The sequence below is a fragment of the Pseudomonas sp. GW821-FHT09C08 genome (assembly GCF_059418125.1).
This window is the reverse complement of the sequence record NZ_JBWKPG010000007.1, coordinates 142,314-163,727: the sequence shown is the minus strand read 5'-3', so window position 1 is coordinate 163,727 and position 21,414 is coordinate 142,314. Positions and strand designations below refer to the sequence as shown.

At 63.5% G+C, this 21,414-nt stretch carries 14 protein-coding genes and 2 pseudogenes; 5 read left to right on the top strand and 11 right to left on the bottom strand.

The features are described 5' to 3' along the window. Window positions 1–96: 96 nt before the first annotated feature. Window positions 97–1,260: a type III PLP-dependent enzyme gene (locus tag AC07OJ_RS23470; protein ID WP_025856258.1), complete on the top strand. Its 1,164-nt coding sequence runs from the start codon at window positions 97–99 to the stop codon at window positions 1,258–1,260. 88 nt (window positions 1,261–1,348) lie between these two features. Here AC07OJ_RS23470 and AC07OJ_RS23465 read toward each other — a convergent pair whose 3' ends face one another. Further along, window positions 1,349–2,101, bottom strand: a complete 753-nt coding sequence (locus AC07OJ_RS23465; RefSeq protein WP_495095298.1) for a tetratricopeptide repeat protein — start codon at window positions 2,099–2,101, stop codon at window positions 1,349–1,351. A 1-nt stretch (window position 2,102) separates the two neighbouring features. Then, window positions 2,103–2,783, bottom strand: coding sequence for a Fe2+-dependent dioxygenase (locus AC07OJ_RS23460; protein ID WP_065900613.1), 681 nt, complete (start codon window positions 2,781–2,783; stop codon window positions 2,103–2,105). Window positions 2,784–2,988: 205 nt separating this feature from the next. Here AC07OJ_RS23460 and AC07OJ_RS23455 point away from each other — a divergent pair, with 205 nt between their 5' ends. Both AC07OJ_RS23455 and AC07OJ_RS23450 read left to right on the top strand, forming a co-directional pair. Next, window positions 2,989–5,298, top strand: coding sequence for a TonB-dependent receptor (locus AC07OJ_RS23455; protein ID WP_495095297.1), 2,310 nt, complete (start codon window positions 2,989–2,991; stop codon window positions 5,296–5,298). A 136-nt stretch (window positions 5,299–5,434) separates the two neighbouring features. Next, window positions 5,435–7,960 carry a PepSY domain-containing protein gene (locus AC07OJ_RS23450; protein ID WP_495095296.1) on the top strand — a complete coding sequence of 842 codons (2,526 nt, stop codon included), beginning with the start codon at window positions 5,435–5,437 and terminating at the stop codon, window positions 7,958–7,960. Window positions 7,961–8,014: 54 nt separating this feature from the next. Here the strand turns inward: AC07OJ_RS23450 and AC07OJ_RS23445 are convergent, their stop codons facing one another. The 4 genes from AC07OJ_RS23445 to ptsP all read right to left on the bottom strand — a co-directional run bounded on the left by AC07OJ_RS23445 (window position 8,015) and on the right by ptsP (window position 15,160). Further along, window positions 8,015–9,556, bottom strand: a complete 1,542-nt coding sequence (locus AC07OJ_RS23445) for an alkaline phosphatase D family protein (protein ID WP_495095295.1) — start codon at window positions 9,554–9,556, stop codon at window positions 8,015–8,017. A 100-nt stretch (window positions 9,557–9,656) separates the two neighbouring features. Further along, a complete protein-coding gene (locus AC07OJ_RS23440; RefSeq protein ID WP_213550598.1) occupies window positions 9,657–11,369 on the bottom strand; it encodes a PTS fructose-like transporter subunit IIB in 1,713 nt (570 codons plus the stop codon). A gap of 11 nt (window positions 11,370–11,380) precedes the next feature. After that, entirely contained in the window at window positions 11,381–12,301 is a 921-nt protein-coding gene (gene pfkB / locus AC07OJ_RS23435; protein WP_495095294.1) for a 1-phosphofructokinase, read from the bottom strand. Continuing rightward, a complete protein-coding gene (ptsP, locus tag AC07OJ_RS23430; protein ID WP_495095293.1) occupies window positions 12,302–15,160 on the bottom strand; it encodes a phosphoenolpyruvate--protein phosphotransferase in 2,859 nt (952 codons plus the stop codon). Window positions 15,161–15,454: 294 nt separating this feature from the next. Between ptsP and cra the strand changes: the two genes are divergently transcribed. Beyond that, on the top strand, window positions 15,455–16,450 hold the full coding sequence (gene cra, locus AC07OJ_RS23425) for a catabolite repressor/activator (protein WP_065900599.1): 996 nt from the start codon (window positions 15,455–15,457) through the stop codon (window positions 16,448–16,450). A 2-nt stretch (window positions 16,451–16,452) separates the two neighbouring features. After that, window positions 16,453–17,229: a TatD family hydrolase gene (locus tag AC07OJ_RS23420; RefSeq protein WP_495095292.1), complete on the top strand. Its 777-nt coding sequence runs from the start codon at window positions 16,453–16,455 to the stop codon at window positions 17,227–17,229. Here the strand turns inward: AC07OJ_RS23420 and AC07OJ_RS23415 are convergent. The 5 genes and pseudogenes from AC07OJ_RS23415 to ampD all read right to left on the bottom strand — a co-directional run bounded on the left by AC07OJ_RS23415 (window position 17,176) and on the right by ampD (window position 21,371). After that, window positions 17,176–17,607, bottom strand: coding sequence for a hypothetical protein (locus AC07OJ_RS23415; protein WP_065900596.1), 432 nt, complete (start codon window positions 17,605–17,607; stop codon window positions 17,176–17,178). The genes AC07OJ_RS23420 and AC07OJ_RS23415 overlap by 54 nt on opposite strands. Before the next feature lie 125 nt (window positions 17,608–17,732). After that, window positions 17,733–18,251 (bottom strand): annotated as a pseudogene (locus tag AC07OJ_RS23410) (methyl-accepting chemotaxis protein); the annotation flags it as partial. A 339-nt stretch (window positions 18,252–18,590) separates the two neighbouring features. Next, window positions 18,591–18,794 (bottom strand): annotated as a pseudogene (locus AC07OJ_RS23405) (HAMP domain-containing protein); the annotation flags it as partial. A gap of 1,180 nt (window positions 18,795–19,974) precedes the next feature. After that, window positions 19,975–20,811, bottom strand: coding sequence for a regulatory signaling modulator protein AmpE (gene ampE, locus AC07OJ_RS23400; RefSeq protein ID WP_495095291.1), 837 nt, complete (start codon window positions 20,809–20,811; stop codon window positions 19,975–19,977). Then, on the bottom strand, window positions 20,808–21,371 hold the full coding sequence (gene ampD, locus AC07OJ_RS23395) for a 1,6-anhydro-N-acetylmuramyl-L-alanine amidase AmpD (protein WP_106805180.1): 564 nt from the start codon (window positions 21,369–21,371) through the stop codon (window positions 20,808–20,810). The genes ampE and ampD overlap by 4 nt, the downstream gene beginning before the upstream one ends. Window positions 21,372–21,414: the final 43 nt, after the last annotated feature.

The window sequence follows — 21,414 nt, the reverse complement described above, 5'->3', positions numbered from 1 at the left end:
GACATGCCTTGGGAAGTAGGCGAACCAAAGTGGGGATACGGAGGACGTTCATTTGCACCCATTGATCAATACAGTTTGCCCTTAGGAGTTCCCAGCATGTCGATCAACGTCGAAGATTATTTCGCGCGCGCCACTTTTGACAAAATGAAGGCGTTCGCCGACAAGCAAGAAACCCCGTTCGTGGTGATCGACACCGCGATGATCAGCCAGGCCTACGATGACCTGCGCGCCGGTTTCGAATTCGCCAAGGTGTACTACGCCGTCAAGGCCAACCCGGCCGTCGAGATCATCGACCTGTTGAAAGACAAAGGGTCGAGCTTCGACATCGCCTCGATCTACGAGCTGGACAAGGTGCTCGGCCGCGGCGTCAGCCCGGACCGTATCAGCTACGGCAACACCATCAAGAAATCCAAGGACATCCGCTACTTCTACGAGAAGGGCGTGCGCCTGTTCTCCACCGACTCCGAAGCTGACCTGCGCAACATCGCCAAGGCCGCGCCGGGCTCGAAAGTCTATGTGCGCATCCTCACCGAAGGCTCGACCACCGCAGACTGGCCTCTGTCGCGCAAATTCGGCTGCCAGACCGACATGGCCATGGACCTGCTGATCCTTGCCCGTGACCTCGGCCTGGTGCCTTACGGCATCTCCTTCCACGTCGGCTCGCAACAGCGTGACATCAGCGTGTGGGACGCGGCGATCGCCAAGGTCAAAGTGATCTTCGAGCGCCTGAAGGAAGAAGACGGCATCCATCTCAAGCTGATCAACATGGGTGGCGGCTTCCCGGCCAACTACATCACCCGTACCAACAGCCTGGAAACCTACGCCGAAGAAATCATTCGCTTCCTCAAGGAAGATTTCGGTGATGACCTGCCGGAAATCATCCTGGAGCCGGGCCGTTCGTTGATCGCCAACGCCGGTATCCTGGTCAGTGAAGTGGTACTGGTGGCACGCAAATCGCGCACCGCCGTCGAGCGCTGGGTGTACACCGATGTGGGCAAATTCTCCGGCCTGATCGAAACCATGGACGAAGCCATCAAGTTTCCGATCTGGACCGAGAAGAAAGGCGAGATGGAAGAAGTGGTCATCGCCGGTCCTACCTGCGACAGCGCCGATATCATGTACGAGAACTACAAGTACGGCCTGCCGCTGAACCTGGCGATCGGTGACCGCCTGTACTGGCTGTCGACCGGTGCCTACACCACCAGCTACAGCGCGGTTGAGTTCAATGGCTTCCCGCCGCTGAAGTCGTTCTACGTCTGATCATCCCGTCCGGGAACGATCACCCTCTGTAGGAGCCGGCGTGCCGGCGATAGCGATCTTTAAGACGCCATCGCCGGCACGCCGGCTCCTACGGGTTCAGGTGTGTGGCGCGCTCTTTGTAAGCCTCGGCCATCGCCCGGATCTGCGGGTCATTCGCCGCCGCCAGCGCCTTGTGCGCCGTGCGCAGGAACTTCAGGTTGCCACCGGCCAGCGCCTTGCGCAGCCACTCCAGCGCCGCCTCGATCTGGCCTCCGTCGGCCAACACCGCTGCATAACTGAACTGCCCACGAAAATCCCCGGCTTCGGCTGAGTGGCGATACCACGTCACGGCCGTCTCCAGATCCCTGGGGCAACACCGGCCGTCTTCCAGATAGCGCCCCAACAGGTTCATCGACTTGGCATGCCCCTGCTCCGCCGCCTGGCGGTATAACGCCAGTGCCTGCGGTTGGTCTTCAGCGACGCCTCGCCCGGTCGCCAACAGATTGGCATAGTTGTACTGCGCCCAATCCAGTCCGGCCTCGGCTGCCACGCGGTATTCACGCGCCGCGGCGGCCTCATCCACCGCGCAGCCCCAGCCATGCTCCAGGCAGCGACCGGTCATATTGCGCGCCATCAAGTGGCCGCCCTTCGCCGCAATCTGGAACCAGCGCAGCGCCAAGGCTTCATCGCGGGCAATGCCACGGCCTTCCAGCAGGATTTGCCCGAGCAGGGCCTGGGCATCCACCACGCCCTCTTTCGCCGCCATCAGGATCGCCTGGGCCGCGCGCACCGGGGAGTCGTCGAGCATGCTCTGCAACTGCTCGACGTTGAGCACTTCTTCACGACGCAACAAAAAGCCCATGTCAGACCTCGACCCAGCGGCGCAGCAGGTTGTGATACGTGCCGGTGAGCTGGATCAGGGCCGGATGGTCAGGCACATCGCGGGTCAGTTGCTGGATCGCGCCGTCCATCTCGAACAGCAGGGTGCGCTGGCTGTCTTCGCGCACCAGGCTTTGCGTCCAGAAAAACGAGGCATAGCGCGCACCACGGCTCACGGCGTTGACTTTGTGCAGGCTGGAGCCGGGATATAGCACCATGTCGCCGGCCGGCAACTTCACGCGCTGCAGGCCGAAGGTGTCCTGGATCTCCAGTTCGCCGCCGTCGTATTCCTCCGGGTCGCTGAAGAACAGCGTCGACGACAGATCAGTGCGCACCCGCTCGTGACTGCCCCGGGCCTGGCGCACGGCATTGTCGATATGGAAGTCGAAGCTGCCACCCGCGGTGTAACAGTTGAACAACGGCGGGAAAACTTTGTGCGGTAACGCCGCTGACATAAACAGCGGATTTTTCCACAAGCGCTCAAGCATCGCCGCACCGATTTCCTTGGCCAATGGATGGCCTTCGGGCAATTGCAGGTTGTGCTTGGCCTTGGCGGATTGGTGCCCGGCGGTGATTTTTCCGTCGGCCCACTCGGTGTTTTCCAGGGCTTGGCGAATGCGCTGCACTTCCTCACGAGAGAACAGGCCGGGAATGTGCAGCAGCATGGGCAGTACCTGATATCGAAGAGACATCAATGATATTGATTCTTATCCACGCTGTAAAACATGCCAGACGAACGACTTCGTAAAAACCGTAAGCAAAAAGTGTAAAGAATGTAAATTCAGTGCGAATAGCAATGTATCGCAATTGATAGAAAGTCTTGTTGACCCTATATTCCGCGGCCTCACATCCTTGGGGAAAGGACACGTCATGTCGCGCACCACTACAAAAATACCTGCCAGTTCACCACGCATGCTGGCTTCGGCCATCGGCGTCGCCCTCAGCGCCGGCTCTGTCGCCCATCTGGCGCAGGCGGCCGAAGACACTGAACAAAAAGGCCAGCGCAACAGCATCTCCCTGGGCGCCACCAGCATTACCGGGGAAGAGCAGGACACCACATCCTACCAGGTCGAAAAAGCCTCTTCGCAGAAATACACCGCCCCGCTGGTGGACACGCCGCGCTCGGTCACCGTGGTGCCGCAACAAGTGCTCAAGGACACCGCGGCCACTTCGTTGCAGGATGCCTTGCGCACCGTCCCGGGGATCACCTTCGGCGCCGGCGAAGGCGGCAACCCCCAGGGCGACCGGCCATTCATCCGCGGTTTCGACGCCCAGGGCGACACCTACCTGGACGGCGTGCGCGACACCGGCGGCCAGAGCCGTGAGATCTTCGACATTGAATCCATTGAAGTCAGCAAAGGCCCGAACTCCTCGTTCGGCGGCCGTGGCTCGGCCGGTGGCAGCCTCAACCTGGTGAGCAAGACCCCACAAGCGCGGGACTTCACCAACGGCGGCTTCACCTACGGTTCCGACCAGACTCGCCGCTATGTGCTCGACGTCAACCGCCAGTTCCTCGACGACAGCGCCGCGTTCCGCCTGAACCTGATGAGCCACGAGCAAAACGTGGCCGGTCGCGATGCGATCAACTATGACCGCTGGGGCGTGGCGCCGTCGCTGACCTTCGGCCTGGGCACGCCGACCCGCGTCAACCTCAGCTACTACCACATGGAAAGCGACGACCTGCCGGATTCGGGCATTCCGTATGGCTACGGCTCCTCGACGGCCGCCGCCCACGTGCATGACAAACCCAACGATGGTGGCGACAGCACGAACTTCTATGGCTTGAAGGACCGTGATTTCCGCAAGACCCGCGCCGATATCAGCACGATCTCCATCGAGCACGACCTGAGCGACACCATGACGCTGAAAAACACCCTGCGTCATGGCAGCACCGGCCAGGACTACATCCTGACGCAACCGGACGACAGCAAATTCAACGTCAACCGGTTCGGCACCGTGTGGCGTCGCCCCAACTCACGTGTCTCCACCACGGAGACCACCACCAACCAGACCGACCTGTTCGGCAGCTTCCAGGCCCTGGGCCTCAAGCATTCCTACTCCACCGGCCTGGAATTCACCGGCGAAGAAACCCGCGCCAGCAGCTACACCGTGCGCACCGCCAACGGTGCCGTCGCAGCCAACCCAAGCGGCGGCTGCCTGCCGAGCCAGATCGGCAGCAGCGGCGGCAACTGCACCTCGCTGGGCAATCCCAACCCGGACGACGCGTGGACCGGCAGCGTCGCGCGCAACTACTTCGGCACCAACACCAAGGCCACCAGCCGTGGCGCGTATGTCTTCGACACGATCGAGCTGGACCCGAAATGGCTGCTGAACGTCGGCCTGCGCTACGACACCTTCGACACTGTGGCCAATACCGACTCCGCCACCGGCCGCACCAAACTCAAGCAAGACAGCCAGTTCTTCAACTGGCAGGCCGGCCTGGTCTGGAAGCCGGTGGAGAACGCCAGCATCTATGCCTCCTACGCCACCTCGGCAACCCCTGCCGGTGGCCTGGTCGGTGAAGGCTCGGACGGCAACCCGCTGTCCGCCGGCGCCGCGACGAGCGACCTGCAACCTGAAGAAACCGTCAACTACGAGCTGGGCACCAAGTGGGACCTGTTCCACGATCGCCTGTCCCTGACGGCGGCGGTGTTCCGCACCGAGAAGAAAAACACCCGCATCCTGGTGGACTCCCTCACCTACGAAAACGCCGGCGAGTCCCGCGTGGATGGCGTGGAGTTGTCGGCCAGCGGCAAGATCACCGATCACTGGCAGGTGTTCGCGGGCTACAGCTACCTGGACAGCGAACTGGTCAACGCCGGCCTCAACGGTCGAAACGGCGTGGTCAGCACGGGCTCAAGCAAAGGCAACCAGATGCCGAACACGCCGAAGAACACGTTCAGCCTGTGGACCACTTACGACATCACCTCCAAGCTCACCGTCGGCGGCGGCGCGTTCTATGTGGACGAAGTCTATGGCGATGCCGGCAACCTCGTTTATGTACCGTCCTATACCCGCTATGACGCCATGGCCAGCTACAAGCTGACCAAGAACGTCGACCTGCAGTTGAACGTGCAGAACCTCACCGACAAGGTGTATTACGACAAGGCCTTCTCCACCCACTTCGCCAACCAGGCGGCCGGGCGTACTGCGTTGTTGACCACCAGTTTCCACTTCTAAACGCGCTCGACGCGCGACCAGGAGCCCCACGCATCGGATGCGTGGGGCTTTTGCGTGTAAAACAGAATGTTTCTCGACAACCCACGGCATAATGCGCGCCGTGGCATTTACAGACAGATGAGCGAGGCGGTCCGACGTGTTGAAGAAAACCCTGTTCCAGTTGCACTGGTTCTTCGGCATCACTGCCGGGCTGGTGCTGGCCTTGATGGGGATCACCGGGGCTGCGGTCTCGTTTCAGGATGAAATACTGCGGGCGCTCAACCCGACGGTGCTCAGCGTGCAAAAACGCGAGGCCGGGGTACTGCCGCCCGCCGAATTGGTACGCAAGCTCGAAGCCACCGAAGGCAAGACCGTGTCGATGCTGTGGGTCGAAGGCGAAAGCGGCAACGCCGCGCGCGTGTTCTTCACCCCGCCGCCCGGCGAGCGCCGTGGCCAGATGCGCTACTTCGATCCCTACACCGGTGACTATATGGGCGACGCTGTCGGCCAGGATGTCTTCGGCTTTATCCTGCAACTGCACCGCTTCCTGGTCATGGGTGAAACCGGTCGGCAGATTACCGGTGCGTGCACGCTGATCCTGGTGTTCTTCTGCCTCTCCGGCCTGTACCTGCGCTGGCCACGCCAGGTGGCAAGCTGGCGTGCCTGGCTGACTCTGGACTGGCGCAAAAAAGGCCGCAGTTTCAACTGGGACCTGCATTCGGTGTTCGGCACCTGGTGCCTGCTGGCCTACCTGTTGTCGGCGCTGACCGGCCTGTCGTGGTCCTACGACTGGTACAGCCAGGGCCTGACCAAGCTGCTGTCCGATGCCCCGCAAAATGAGCGAGTGCGCAAACGTGGCCCGGCGCCCGAAGGCCCTTTGCCGGTGGCCAACTATGACGCGATCTGGAGCAGCATCTACAGCAATGCCGGTCCCGGGCTCAGCGCCTACAACATCCGCATGCCCGCCGTCGCGGGGCAGCCGGCCACCGTCTACTACCTGTTGAAAGACTCGCCCCATGACCGTGCGCTGAACCAGATCAACCTGGACCCGGCCACCGGCGAGGTCAAATCCCACGACCAGTACGCGAGCAAGAGCCTCAAGTCGCAGCTGCTGACCAGTATTTACGCGCTGCACACCGGCAGTTATTTCGGCCTAGCGGGGCGCATCATCCTCACCGTCAGCTCGCTGCTGATGCCGCTGTTCTTCATCACCGGTTGGCTGCTGTACCTGGACCGCCGGCGTAAAAAACGCCAGGTGCGCGATGCACGCAAAGGCTTCGGCGCCAACCACAGTGATGCCCCGGCCTGGTTGATCGGCTTTGCCAGCCAGAGCGGCTTTGCCGAGCAGTTGGCCTGGCAGACGGCCGGGCAATTGCAGGCTGCCGGCTTGCCGGTGAAGGTGCAGCCCTTGGGCAGTGTCAGCCAGGACGACCTGCGCCAGTCGCAGAATGCGTTGTTTGTAGTCAGCACCTTCGGTGACGGCGAAGCGCCCGACAGCGCGCGGGGTTTCGAGCGCAGCGTGCTCGGCCAGGACATGTCCCTCAAGGGCCTGAACTACTCGGTATTGGCCCTGGGTGACCGACAGTACGAACACTTCTGCGGCTTTGCCCGCCGCCTGCATTTCTGGCTGACCAACCAGGGCGGCAACCCATTGTTCGCCCCGGTCGAAGTGGACAGCGGCGACAGCGCCGCGCTGCTCAATTGGCAACAACAACTGGGACAGCTGACAGGGCACGCACCGGCCGCCGCCTGGCCGACCGCCCAGTACGAAAACTGGACGCTGAGCCAGCGCACCCTGCTCAACCGCGACAGCAGCGGCTCGGATGTCTACCTGCTCGGCCTCACCAGCACGTCGCCACAGCGCTGGGAGGCCGGCGACCTGGTCGAAGTCCTGCCGCGCAACTGCCCATGGGCCATCGAGCACTTCCTCGAAGGACTGGGCCTGGCCGGCAGCGACGGCGTACTGATCGACGGCCTGGCGCAAACCCTCAACCAGGCCCTGGCCACACGCCAATTGCCGGACAACCGCGCGCACCTGGTGGGCCTGCATGCCCAGGCACTGGTGAATGCACTGGCGCCGCTGGGCATGCGCGAATACTCCATCGCCTCGATCGCCAGCGACGGCGTGCTGGAACTCATCGTGCGCCAGGAGCGCCACCCGGATGGCGGCCTGGGCGTCGGCTCGGGTTGGCTCACCGAGCATGCGGCCATCGGTGCCGCAATCAGCCTGCGCCTGCGCCGCAACAGTGGCTTCCACCTGCCGGACGCGCCCGTGCCGTTGATCCTGCTGGGCAATGGCACGGGCCTGGCTGGCCTGCGCAGTTTGCTCAAGGCGCGCATTGCCGATGGCCAGCAGCGCAACTGGCTGTTGTTCGGCGAACGCAATATCAAGCATGACTTCCTGTGCCAGGACGAGCTGCAAGGCTGGCTGGCCAGCGGTGACCTGGCGTTGCTGGACCTGGCGTTTTCACGCGACCAGGAGGAAAAAATCTACGTGCAGGATCGCCTGCGTGAATCGGCCGAGGTACTGCGCAGGTGGCTGGCAGAAGGCGCGGCGATTTATGTGTGCGGGAGCCTGCAGGGGATGGCGACCGGGGTGGATCAGGCGTTGGTGGACATACTCGGCAGTGACGCGGTGGAGCGCTTGATCGAACAAGGCCGCTATCGCCGCGACGTCTACTGATGATCAACTGTGGGCGCTGGCTTGCCTGCTCCCACAGTGTTGAGCGCAGGCCAATCAGGCGGGTTGCAGCTTTTGCTCGAATACCGAGACGCCATCCAGGTCACGCAGGATCACGGTCAACTCCGCAGTCTGCCCATCGATCTGCACCTCGCCAAAAAACTGGAAACCCGCAAACGGCGACGTGTTCTGCGCCGGTGGGGCCTTCTCGAACACCACTTCGGGGCCAAAGGTCTTGTCCAGCGGATTAGGCCCGAAGCTCCCCGCATTCAACGGCCCGGCGACAAACTCCCAGAACGGCTCGAAATCCTGGAACGCCGCGCGATCCGGGTGATAGTGATGCGCCGCGCAATAATGCACGTCTGCCGTCAGCCAGACATGGTTGCGCACCTGCTGTGCACGCAGGAACCCAAGCAGCTCGGCGATTTCCAGCTCGCGGCCCTGGGCCGGGCCCGGGTCATTGTTGGCGATGGCTTCCCAACGCGGCACGCCGGGGCTGACTTCGCCGTCGGGCACGCCGAGGCCGATGGGCATGTCGGCGGCGATGACCTTCCACTGCGCCTGGGAAGCCTTGAGTTCGCGCTTGAGCCAGTCCAGTTGCTCGCGGCCGAGGAAGGGCTTTTCCGCGCCCAGGTTGTCGTCGTTGGGGCCGCGATAGCTGCGCATGTCGAGCACGAACACATCCAGTAGCGGCCCATAGCTGAGCTTGCGATAAATGCGCCCGCCACCGTCGGCGCTTTGCCGGCGCATCGGCGAATATTCCAGCCAGGCCTGACGTGCGCGGCCGACCAGGGTGTTGATGTCCTTGGTCTGGTAGCGCTCGTCGAGTTGCTTGCTCGGCGACCAGTTGTTCACCACTTCATGGTCGTCCCACTGCCAGATCTGCGGCACTTCGGCATTGAAGCGGCGCACGTTTTCATCCAGCAGGTTGTAGCGGTAATTGCCGCGATATTCATCCAGGGTTTCGGCGACTTTGCTCTTGGCCTCGGTGGTGATATTGCGCCAGATGCGCCCGCCTTCGGTGGCCAGTTGCGCGGGCACCGGGCCGTCAGCGTAGATGGTGTCGCCGCTGTGGATAAAAAAATCCGGCAGGCGCAGGCGCATGGCTTCGTAGATGCGCATGCCGCCGATGTCCGGGTTGATGCCAAAGCCTTGGCCAACGGTGTCGCCGCTCCACACAAAGCGGATGTCACGGCGCTGTTGCGGCACACTGCGCAGGTGGCCGAACCAGGGCTCGCTGGCCACGCCGGTCTGGGCGTCTTCGAAGTGCACGCGATAGAAGATCGCCTGGTCGACGGGGAGCCCGGTGAGTTCGACGCGGGCGGTAAAGTCGGTGCGGCTGTCGGCCAGCGGCGAGACGAATTTGCGCGGGTTGCTGAACACGCTGCGGGTGTCCCACTCCACCACCATCTTCGCCGGGCGGTCGCTGCGGCTCCAGATCATCGCGCAATCGCCCAGCAGGTCGCCGGACTGCACGCCATCGGTGAGTTGCGGGCGATCTTTCACCGAAGCGATCACCGCCGGGGCCAGGCCCGGCAGCAACAGGCCGGCGCCGACGGCTTGCATCACGCGGCGACGGCCGAGGTCGAAGTGGCTCATGCAGGTGCCCTCTTGAGTATCAAAAGGGCAACTTAACCACGCCGGGATGAAAGCCAGATGACACCCCAGTGTAGGCGCCGGCAAGCCGGCCCCTACAGGGTCAGGCAGGGGCGACGGCCAGCTCCACCGCTTCCGGGCGCTTGATCAGCGCGTACACCAACCCGGTCAGCAGGCTACCCGCGACAATCGCCAGCAAGTACAGCAACGCATGGTTCATCGCATTCGGGATCACCAGCACAAACAGGCCGCCATGGGGCGCCGCCAGTTTGCAGCCGAAGTACATCGACAGCGCGCCGGTCAACGCGCCGCCGGCGATGCTGGCCGGGATCACGCGCAGAGGGTCCTTGGCGGCAAACGGGATCGCACCTTCGGAGATAAAGCACAGGCCCAGGATCATCGCGGCCTTGCCGGCCTCGCGTTCGGTCTGGGCGAACTTGCGCCGCGCCAGGAACGTGGCGATGCCCATGCCGATCGGCGGCACCATGCCGGCGGCCATGGTCGCGGCCATCGGTGCGCCACTCTGCGCGGCCAACAGGCCGACGGAAAACGCATACGCGGCCTTGTTGATCGGCCCGCCGAGATCCACGCACATCATGCCGCCCAGCAGGATGCCCAGCAGCACCGCATTGGTGGTGCCCATGGTACTGAGAAAATCCGTCAGCCCGGTGAGCATGCGCGCCACCGGTGGGCCGACCAGGTAGATCATCGCCAGGCCGGTGAACAGGCTAGCGAGCAACGGGATGATCAGGATCGGCTTGAGCGCTTCCAGGCTTTGCGGCAACTTCACCGCGCGGGTGATCAGCTTGACGCAATAGCCGGCGAGGAAACCGGCGAAGATCCCGCCGATAAACCCGGCGCCCAGCGTCCCCGCGAGCAGGCCGCCGATCATGCCGGGCGCAATGCCCGGACGGTCGGCAATCGAGTAGGCAATATAGCCCGCCAGCAACGGCACCATCAGCATGAAAGCGCGGTCGCCGACGGTTTTCAGCGCCGCCGCCAAGGTGCCTTCCTGTTCGAATGCGTGGATGCCGAACACGAATGACAAGGCGATCAGCAAGCCGCCCGCCACCACCATCGGCAACATGAACGACACGCCAGTGAGCAGGTGTTTGTAGACGCCGGTTTTTTCCGGCTTCTTGGTCGCCGCACCGCCGGCCGCACTTTCCACCGCACCTTCGGCCAGGGCCTTGTTGAGGGTCGCTTCGGACTGCTTGAGCGCAATACCGGTGCCACAGCGGTAAATTTTCTTGCCGGCGAAGCGCTCGGTGGCGACTTCAATGTCGGCCGCCAGCAACACCACATCGGCGTCGGCGATGGCCTGCGGGCTCAACGGCGTGCGGGCGCCGACTGAGCCTTGGGTCTCGACCTGCAAGTCATACCCCAGGCGCTTGGCCGTTTGCTGCAAGGCCTCGGCAGCCATGAAGGTGTGGGCCACGCCGGTGGGGCAAGCCGTGACGGCAACAATGCGCGGAACGTTTTTCGCGGCGACGGGGGCCGTCGCGACATACACCTGCGCCTCTTGCGCACCGCGGCGCAAGACCGCCTCGACATCCGCCAGCGCCTGGGCCGGGGTGCTCTGGAACACGCGCTTGCCGACAAACCGCTGCATGTCCACCGCGGTGCTGCTGACCAGCAATACCCATTCGGCCGCGTCGAGCGTCGCCTGGGACAGCTGGCGTTCCGGACGTTGCACGTCGACCACTTCGACGCTGGTGCTCCAGCCTTGACGCTGCGCGGCTGCGTCCAACAAGCGGGCGCACAGCACACTGGTGACCATGCCGTTCGGGCAGGCAGTAACAATGGCTAACTTCATCACAATCCCTCTTATTGTTCTGTCAGCGTGCAGACGTCGACGCCGTTTTGCAGGTGCGCCAACTGCGCGTCATCGCTGATGCCGAAACCGATCTGCGTCACCGCCATCGCGGCAATCGCCGTCGCGCGGCGCAGGGTGTGCTCCGGTGTATCGCCACTGAGCAGACCGTGAAGCATCCCGGCCAGCAGCGAGTCACCGGCGCCGACCGTACTGGCGACCGTCACCTTGGGCGGCGTGGCATGCAGGGCTCCCTGCGGGCTGTACCAGGTCACGCCTGCGGCGCCGTCGGAGACGACCACGTGTTCCACGCCTTGCTGATGCAGTTGGTGGATGACGTCAGTGGAATGCCCCAGGGCATCGGCCAGCTCCTCGGTATTGGGCTTGACCAGCCATGGGCTGGCCTTCAGACCGGCGCGCAGGGCCTCGCCGCTGGTGTCCAGGGCGACTTTCAAACCCAGGTCCTTGAGTTGCGCCAGCAAGCCCTGGAACCACTGCGCACTGACGCCGCGCGGCAAGCTGCCAGCCACCACCACGGCATCGAACTCAGGGCCGATCACCGCGAGCAGCTTGAGCAAGGCGTGTTGTGCCTGCTCGCTCACCAGCGGCCCCGGCGCGTTGATGTCGGTGACCCGACCGTCCTGTTCGGCAATCTTGATATTGCTGCGGGTTTCGCCCGGCACGCGAATGAACGCGTCGCCAAACCCTCGGCTGGCGATCAGCGCCTCGAACGCCTCGGGGTTGGCCGCACCGAGAAAGCCGCCCACGCTCACCTGATGGCCGAGGTCGGCCAGCACCTGCGCCACATTCACGCCCTTGCCGGCCGCGTGGGTCAGCAGGGTTTCGCTGCGGTTGACTTCACCCGGCTCCAGGCGCCCCAGGCGTACCGTCAGGTCCAACGCCGGGTTCAGCGTCAGGGTCAGAATCATTGCCATCTACACGGCCTCCACAAGGGCACGCACTTCGGCGGGCGAGCCCACCGCGAGTGCTTTTTGCGCCAGGCCCTGGGCCTCGCTCAGACTGAATTCACGCACGCGCGCCTTCACCTCAGGAATGCTGCGGGCCGACACGCTCAGCTCATCCACCCCCAGGCCGACCAGCACCGGCACTGCCAGCGGGTCTGCCGCCAGCTCACCGCACACGCCCACCCATTTGCCCTGGGCATGGGCGGCGCGCACGGTGATGTCGATCAGTTGCAGCACGGCCGGATGCAGGCCGTCGGCCTGGGCCGACAGGGTCGGGTGGCCACGGTCGATGGCCAGGGTGTACTGGGTCAGGTCATTGGTGCCGACGCTGAAGAAATCCACTTCCTTGGCCAGCACCGGCGCGAGCAATGCCGCAGATGGCACCTCGATCATGATCCCCAGTTGCAGGTCGGCCACCGGGATTTCCAGGCGCAGGCGCTCGGTCATGTCGCGGGCCGCGCGCCATTCATCCACGCTGCCGACCATGGGGAACATGATGCGCAACGGGCGGTTGTCCGCCGAGCGCAGCAGCGCGCGCAATTGCGCCTCCATGATCTGCGGACGTTGCAAGGTCAGGCGAATGCCGCGCACGCCCAGGAAGGGGTTTTCTTCCTCGGCGATCGGCCAATACGGCAGCGGTTTGTCGCCGCCCACATCGAGGGTGCGCACCACCAGCGGGCGACCGCCCAGGCCGTCGAGCACGCGGCGGTATTCGGCTTCCTGGGTGGCTTCATCCGGCGCTTGCGGATGGGCCATGAAAATCAGTTCGGTGCGCAGCAAGCCAATGCCTTCGGCGCCCTGCTCCACCGCGCTGGCCACACCGGCGCTTTCGCCGATATTGGCGAACACTTCCACCGCGTGGCCGTCACGGGTCAGGGCCGGCTCATGACGCTGGGCCGAGGCGGCTTGCAGGCGTTGTTCGCGGGTATCGCGCTCGACGGTGGCCCGTTGCAGGGTGGCGGCATCGGGGTCGACATGCAGGCGGCCGCGCTGCGCATCCAGCAACAACGCGGTGCCGGCAGCCAGCAGCAACACCGTCGGACCGGCGCCCACCAGCGCGGGAATCCCCAGGGCGCGGGCGACGATGGCGCTGTGGGCCGTGGCACCGCCACGCGCGGTGAGGATGCCGGCGACGCGCGCCGGGTCCAGCCGTGCGACGTCCGAGGGGCCCACTTCGTCCATCACCAGGATGTAGGGTTCGCTCGGCTCCTGGGCGGTTTCGACGCCGCACAGTTGCGCCAGCACACGGCGACCGATGTCGCGCAAATCGGCCGCGCGCTCGGCGAGCAAGGCGTCCTGCAACGACTCCTGCTGTCTGGCGGCGGCTTCGATCACGCTCATCCAAGCCGCTTCGGCGCTTTCGCCTTGCTTGAGGCGGGTGTCGACTTCGTCGGTGAGTTCCGGGTCGTCGAGCATTTCCTGGTGGGTGATGAAAATTTCGCGGATGGCCTTGGCCTGGCTGCGTTCGATCAGGCCCTGGATATCACCGCGCACCTCGGTCAATGCGGCCTGCAGGCGCTGGCGCTCGATGGCCGAGGACTCGCCGCGCAGCGGGTAGTCGAACACCTGTTGAACCTGGACATGCGCCGGGCCAATCGCGATGCCGGGGGCGGCGGCGATGGCCTGGAGCTGGCTGCCGGCCAGCGGTGCGCTGAGCACCGGTGCGCTATCCGGAGTGGCAGGCTGGGCGCTCACGGTCGGCAGCGGCTCGACTTCTTCGCCGAGGCCGGCTTCAACGGCAGCCAACAGCGCGGGCAGCGCATCACCGGCAATCGCCGGTTCAGCGACAAACTCCAGCACCTGGCCACGTCGGGCGCCGAGGCTGAGCAACTTGCTCAGGCTCTTTACCGACACAGCGCCTACCGGGCCGTCGACAATGCGCAGGCGGATATCGCCGTCGAAACTTTTCGCCAACTGCGCGAGGATTTTCGCCGGCCGCGCGTGCAGGCCATGGGCATTGGCGAGGGTGACGCGCACGCTGGGCCAGTCCGGCGGCAGTTCGCCACCCAACACTTCGAGCACCGCGCGGCTGCTGGTGGCGCGGCCCAACTCCTGGCCGCGCCCTTCGATCAGCAATGCACACAGGCGTTCCAGCAGGGCCTGGTGCGCTTCGCCCAGGCTGGCCAGGCAGAACAGGCCGTTGAGCGGCTGGCCAAGGTAGCGCATGGGTTTGTCCGGGGTGACAAACGCCAGGCCCGGGCGCTTGACGGTCTGCTCGCTGTGCAACCACCACAGGCCATCGCCCAGGGGCAGCGCATCGACCTGTTGCAAGACGGCGGCGAAACCGTTGCTCACACAATCGGCCTGACGCAACAGGCGGGCGCCGCGCCATACCAGCTCTTCAAAATCATCGGCGGACACGCCCAGGCTGATCATCTGCGCGTCCAGCGCCAGCTCCTGTGGCGCACCCTGCAACAGTTTCAGCAGCGCTTCGGCACTACCGGCACGCCGCAGCGCCTGGCCCAGGTCGGTTTCACCGAGGGCACGGGTAAGCAGTTGCAACAGGCGCAGGTGTTCATCGGACTTGGCCGCAATGCCGATCGCCAGGTAGACGATCTGGCCGTCGCCCCAGTCCACCCCTTCGGGGAACTGCAGCAGGCGCACGCCGGTGGAGAACACCTGGTCGCGGGTTTCGGGGGTGCCGTGGGGGATGGCAATACCTTGGCCGAGAAAGGTCGAGCCTTGGGCTTCACGGGCTTGCAAGCCACTGAGATACCCCTCGGCGACCAGGCCGTCAGCCACCAGTTTGTCAGCGAGCAGGTGCAGGGCGGCAGATTTATCCACAGCCGTCTGGCCCATGGAAATCTGCTCTACAGTGAGCTCAAGCATGCCGTTCTCCTAGTTAGTGCGGGGGCCGCACTAGGTATTGTTTTGAATAAAACAGTGTAAGGGCGTTTCGGGATAACTGACTGAGCAGTCAATTGGCAGTAGGTACTCAGTCGCGAACGTCGTAAAAATACGCTGGCTGAAACGTTTAATCTAGAATTTATGGCAGATTACGCGTTAATTGCGCATCCTTGAAGGACCACTCGGCACTTGCGCTGAGACATTGGTCGCGTGCCGTAATCGGTTACGATTGGACAAAATGTCGGGGCAAGCTCCAAAAAACAAGGAAATCCCGGTTTGAAACTCAGTGATATCGCGCGTCTCGCCGGTGTGTCCGTGACCACCGCCAGCTATGTCATCAATGGCAAGGCTGAACAGCAACGGATCAGCAACGCCACCGTCGAACGGGTGCGTGCCGTGGTCGAAGCCCATGGCTTCACCCCCAACCCCCAGGCCGCCGGGCTGCGCAGCCGGCACACGCGCACCTTGGGGTTTATCCTGCCGGATCTGGAAAACCCCAGTTACGCGCGCATCGCCAAGCTGCTGGAGCAAGGTGCACGGGCACGTGGCTATCAGTTGCTGATCGCCAGTTCCGATGACGAGGCCGACAGCGAGCGCCAACTGCTGCAGCTGTTCCGCGCGCGCCGTTGTGACGCGCTGTTCGTCGCCAGCTGCCTGCCCGCCAGCGATGACAGTTACCGCGAGTTGCAAGCCAAGGGCTTGCCGGTGATCGCCATCGACCGGGTAATGGAGCCCGGGCAGTTCTGCTCGGTGGTCAGCGACGACCGCCAGGCCTGCCAGCAATTGACCAGCAGCCTGCTGCAACCGCTGCCCAAGCAGATCGTGCTGATCGGCGCGCGTCCCGAGCTGAGCATCAGCCAGGAGCGCGCGGCAGGCTTCCATGAGGCGTTGCAAGGCTTCAAGGGCGAGGTATTGGTCGAACACGGCGAAGCCTTCAGCCGTGACTGTGGCCGACAACTGATGGAGCAATTACTGCAACGCCTGGGGCATTTGCCTGACGCGCTGGTGACCACGTCCTACGTGCTGCTGCAAGGCGTGTTCGATGCTCTGCATGACTTCCCGTTGAAGTCGCGGCCCCTGAGCCTCGGCACCTTTGGTGACACCCAACTGCTGGACTTCCTGCCGTTGCCGGTCAACGCCATGGCCCAGCAGCATCAACTGATCGCCGACACCGCCCTGCGCCTGGCCCTGGCCGCCATCGAAGACGAGCAGTACCAACCCGGCGTGCACGCCATCGGCCGCACGTTCAAGCAGCGTATTCACGAGGCGTGAGCGTGGAGCTGATCGACACCCACACCCACCTGGACTTCCCGGACTTCGACAGCGATCGCCGCGAAGTCCTCGCCCACAGCCGCGCGCTGGGCGTTCGGCGCATGGTGGTGTTGGGCGTGTATCAGCAGAATTGGCAGCGGCTGTGGGACCTGGTGCAAGCAGACGAAAGCCTGTTCGCCGCCTTCGGCCTGCACCCGGTGTACCTCGATGATCATCGACCTGCCGACCTGACCGAGCTGGGCGACTGGCTGACCCGCCTGCAGGGCCATCGGCAACTGTGCGCCGTGGGCGAGATCGGCCTGGATTATTTCCTCGAAACCCTGGACCGCGAACGCCAGCAACACCTGTTTGAATCCCAGCTCAAGCTCGCCGTGGACTGCCAACTGCCGGCATTGCTGCACGTACGCCGCAGTCACGCGGCGGTGATCGCCACTCTCAAGCGCATCCGCCTGCCACGGGGCGGCATCATCCATGCCTTTGCCGGTAGCCGGGAAGAAGCCCGCGAGTACATCAAGCTCGGCTTCAAACTGGGACTGGGCGGCGCCGCCACCTGGCCCCAGGCCTTGCGTATGCACAAGGTACTGGCGCAATTGCCGTTGGACGCGGTGGTGCTGGAAACCGACTCACCGGACATGGCGCCCGCCATGTACCCTGGCCAACGCAATAGCCCGCAGCATTTGCCGGCGATCTGCACCGACCTGGCCGCGCGCATGGGGACCACGCCCCTATTGCTGGCTGAGGCGAGCACACGCAATGCGTGCGAGGTGTTCAACTGGTAGTGCCGGCATGACCGCTTGCAGGTCCAGGGTGATCCGCTGCCGCGAACGGGCATAACGCAATGCCAGGAAGTGCACCAGCAGCACCACCAATGACACGTTGAGCTGGCCGATCACACTGATCAACCCCACCCACTCCGCCACCAGTGCCACAATCAGCACCACACACGTCAGGACCGCCATGCTCGGGTGCACCAGCGCCCAGTGGTCAAGCGCCTTGAACTGACGCAGTTGCCGCGGACAGCTCAGCTGCAACACCCGATGACAATACGGGCAATCGAAGGGCTCTTCGATGGCGATGGCATTCAACTGCCAAGGCTTGAGCTCAAACGTGATGTCGCAATGGGCGCAGTGCCCTTTGATGCCGATTGCCGTGGCCATCGCCGTGCTCCCCAGTACCTTGAGTGTGTGAAACAAATTCTCACCCATTCACACAGCCACAGAAGAGCGAGCGGCGAATCAAGACAAGAACTACGTCATAAGTAGACAATTCCTACTCTTGCGCCTTACACACGAAACGCCCCGATCAGTTGCTTCAATTCGATCACCTGCATCGACAGCTGCCGGCTCGCCGCTTCGGTCTGATGTGCGCCCTCGGCTGCATGCTCGCCGGCACGATTGATTTCGACGATGTTCTGGTCGATATCCTGGGCGACGGCGGTCTGCTGCTCCACCGCGGCGGCAATCTGCTGGTTCTGATCGACGATCATGCCTACGGCCCCGAGGATGTTTTCCAGGGCCTGCTGGACTTTTTCCGACTGCCCTACCGTGCCATTCGCCATTTCATGGCTGGTGCCCATGGCCTTCACCGCGGCTGCCACCCCGCTGTGCAAACGACTGATCATCTGCTCGATTTCTTCGGTGGAATGCTGGGTGCGCCGGGCCAACGTGCGCACCTCATCGGCCACCACCGCAAACCCGCGCCCCTGCTCACCCGCCCGCGCCGCCTCGATGGCAGCATTGAGCGCGAGCAGGTTGGTTTGCTCGGCGATGCTCTTGATCACTTCCAACACGCTGCTGATCGACTGGCTGTCGGTGGCCAGCTGGTTGATGACCCGCACCGACTCATCGATCTCCGAGGCCAGCCGGGCGATGCTGCCCTGCTGGGATTGCACCAGGCCACGGCCGCTGACAGTTTCATCATTGACACTGTGGGCACTGCTGACCGCCGCCGCCGCACTGCGCGCGACTTCCTGGGCAGTAGACGACATCTGGTTCATGGCCGTTGCGACCTGCTCGATCTGAGTGCGCTGGCCGGAGACCGCCTGGTTGCTCTGCGCCGAGACCGCTTCCACCTGGCCGGCCTGCAGTTCAACCTGGCTGACGGTGTGACCGACGCGCTCGATCAAGTCATGGATTTTTGCCACGGTGCCGTTGAACACCTGGCCCAGGTCGCCCAATTCATCGCGGCTGTGGGCGACAAAAGTGACGGTCATATCACCGGCGGCGACCTTGTCCATCATCGCCCCCAAACGCCGCAGCGTGGTACGCGTGGAGGCGTAGAAACCTGCATACAAGTAAAAGATCAGCAGGAACACCGCGCTGAGGGCCGACACCAGCACCACCATGTGTGTGCGGTTCTGTGCCAGGCGCTGCTCCAGTTGCTGGCCGATGAAGCTCAGGGTTGCTTCATCCAATTGATACGTCTGGGCCATCAGTTGGGTGACATTGTCGTAGAACGCCTGCCAGGGCGCGTCGAGGGTCTCGGCCATCACCACCTGTTCTTCAAACAGCTCGCTGCCTTGCTTGAGACTGGCGTTGCTGGCCTTGGCCAAACTGTCGAGCGCGGCGTGCGCGGTCTTGCTGGAACCCAACGCGTCCTGCAACTTCAAGCCGTATTCGGCCTGGAGCTTTTCCAACTGCTGCAACAACTCGTCAAAGCGCGTGCTGGAGGATGAATTGAGGAACCCCTGGCCCAGCGAATACGCGCCCATCGCCCGGCCCTCCCCCAGGGTTTGCGTGACCTGCGGGGTCACGCTGGTGATGAGTTCGCTGAGTTGGCGCAAATCGCTCTGGGGGTCGCGGCTCAAGCCGGATTGGCTGGCGATGATCTGGCTGAGCATCTGCGCCTTGTTGAGCAATTTGCCGATCAACGCGCTTTTACTCAGCAGCGAGGTTTCCTGTTGCTGGGCCTTGAAGGCCGCGACCAGCTCGTCGCGCTTGGCGTCAAAGGCGGCGATTTGCTCAGGGTCGGTGGCCATCGCGCTGAGGCCTTGCAGGCGGGTCAGCACGCTTTGCTCCAGGGCAGTGATCTTGCCCTCCAGGTCACCGGCTTTGCCGGCCTGCCCCAGGGTCGCGTTGATCTGCACCTGGTTGTTGAGGGTTTCCAGGTCGCGGCGCAGCGCCAGGCTGCTGCCGAGTAGATCCAGGCTTTGCAGTTCGATACGCGTGCCTTGGAACTCGCGCCAGGAATCACGTACCAGGTAATAGTTGGTTGCCAGCATCGGCAGCAGGAACAGCACGCTGATCAGGCTGAACTTCATGCCGAAACTCAGACGGTTCATCAGCGCGACGGCGGGATAGAGCAAGCTCTTCACAGGTGAACTCCCTTTCTATTATTTTTATTTGAGGCGCAGGGCGGCGGCAGAAAGCCACTATTTGGCGCTCTGTCTGTATAGCTCAATTTGAAAGGGAGTTTTGTAACGTAAAGTTAACGAGATAGGCGCCGGCTTGCCGGCGATCGACGCAACTCGGGTGGTGTAACCACCAAAGTGCTCGTATCGCCAGCGAACCGGGGGTCTGTGAGGATCAGGGCAACACGGTCCAGATAGCGAACCCGGCATACCACAGCACCGCCGCGCGCAGCAGCAGCTCCCACAGGCGGTCCAGGCTGTTGATGCCATCGGCACCGACCACTGGCGGCGGGATTTCGGCGGCAACCAGGCCCACCTTTTCCACCAGCTGGGCGGCGCTGATATCCCAGTTCAACAGTTCGTGCAGCATCACGCGGCTGACCGCGACGAAATTGCCTACCAGGGCGAAGCTGGCTGCCAGCAGGCGAACCGGCAACCAGTCAAACGCATGCCGCAATTGCCCGGCACGCTCGGCCACCAGCGGATTCCTGCTGTGTTCGCTGGCCAGCGCCAGCAGGCGATACGCCAGGGCGGCCACCGGGCCCAGCAGGAAGTACCAGAAAATCACCGCGAAAAAGCTCTGGTAGGCCTGCCACAGCAGATGCCCCTGGACGCGTTCGAGCAGCTGTTCGCCGCTGTCGGCACTCAGGCTCAGGTCGCGCTCGGCCACGTGCTCTGCGGCTTGCAGGTCGCCGCGCCGCCAGGCATCGCGAAACGGGCCCAGCCCGGCCAGTAGATCGCCACGCCCCAGGCTGTAGATCACCACCACCAGGTGCACCGGCAGTGCCAACAACCCGTAGGCCACCGGCTCCAGCACCAGAAGCAACAGCGCCAGCAACGCCACCGGCAGCAACACCATCACGGTCAGAATCAGCCAGGGCTGCTTGCCCATGCGCGGGCTGGATTCCAGCTTGGCCAGCTCGCGCAACCAGCCGCCATCGCGCTGCACACGCCGGCGCAGGGCCGAGAATTTCTCGATCCAGACCGCCAGCACCAACACCAGAAAACTCATTGTGCGTGTCCTCCATCCAGCAGGGCGCTGCGAAAGCGCGTCCAATCAAAAGCGGGGCCGGGATCGGTCTTGCGTCCCGGCGCGATATCGCTGTGGCCACAAATCCGCTGCGGCGTGATCCCTGGGTAGGCCGCCAGCAACTGGCGGGCCAGGTCGATCAGCGACACATACTGGGCGTCGGTGAACGGCAGGTCATCGGTGCCTTCCAGCTCGATTCCCAGGGAAAAATCATTGCACGTCTCTCGCCCTTCGAAGCACGAGACCCCGGCATGCCAGGCGCGGTCGATGCAGGACACAAACTGCGTCACCGCGCCATCGCGCTCAATCAGAAAATGCGCGGACACCCGTAGGTCAGCAATCCCTTCAAAGTAGGGATGTTCCGTGACATCCAGGCGGTTCTGGAAAAACTCCTGCACCTTGCCGGTAGCGAACTGCGCGGGCGGCAGGCTGATGTTATGCACCACCAACAGTGAGATTTCGCCTGCGGGGCGCTCGTTGAAGTTGGGCGAAGGGCAATGACGAATACCCTTGCACCAACCGCTGGCGGAGTCCAACTGCATACCGGTTCCTTGAACGAGACAAAGTGTTACCAGTATGCCGCGT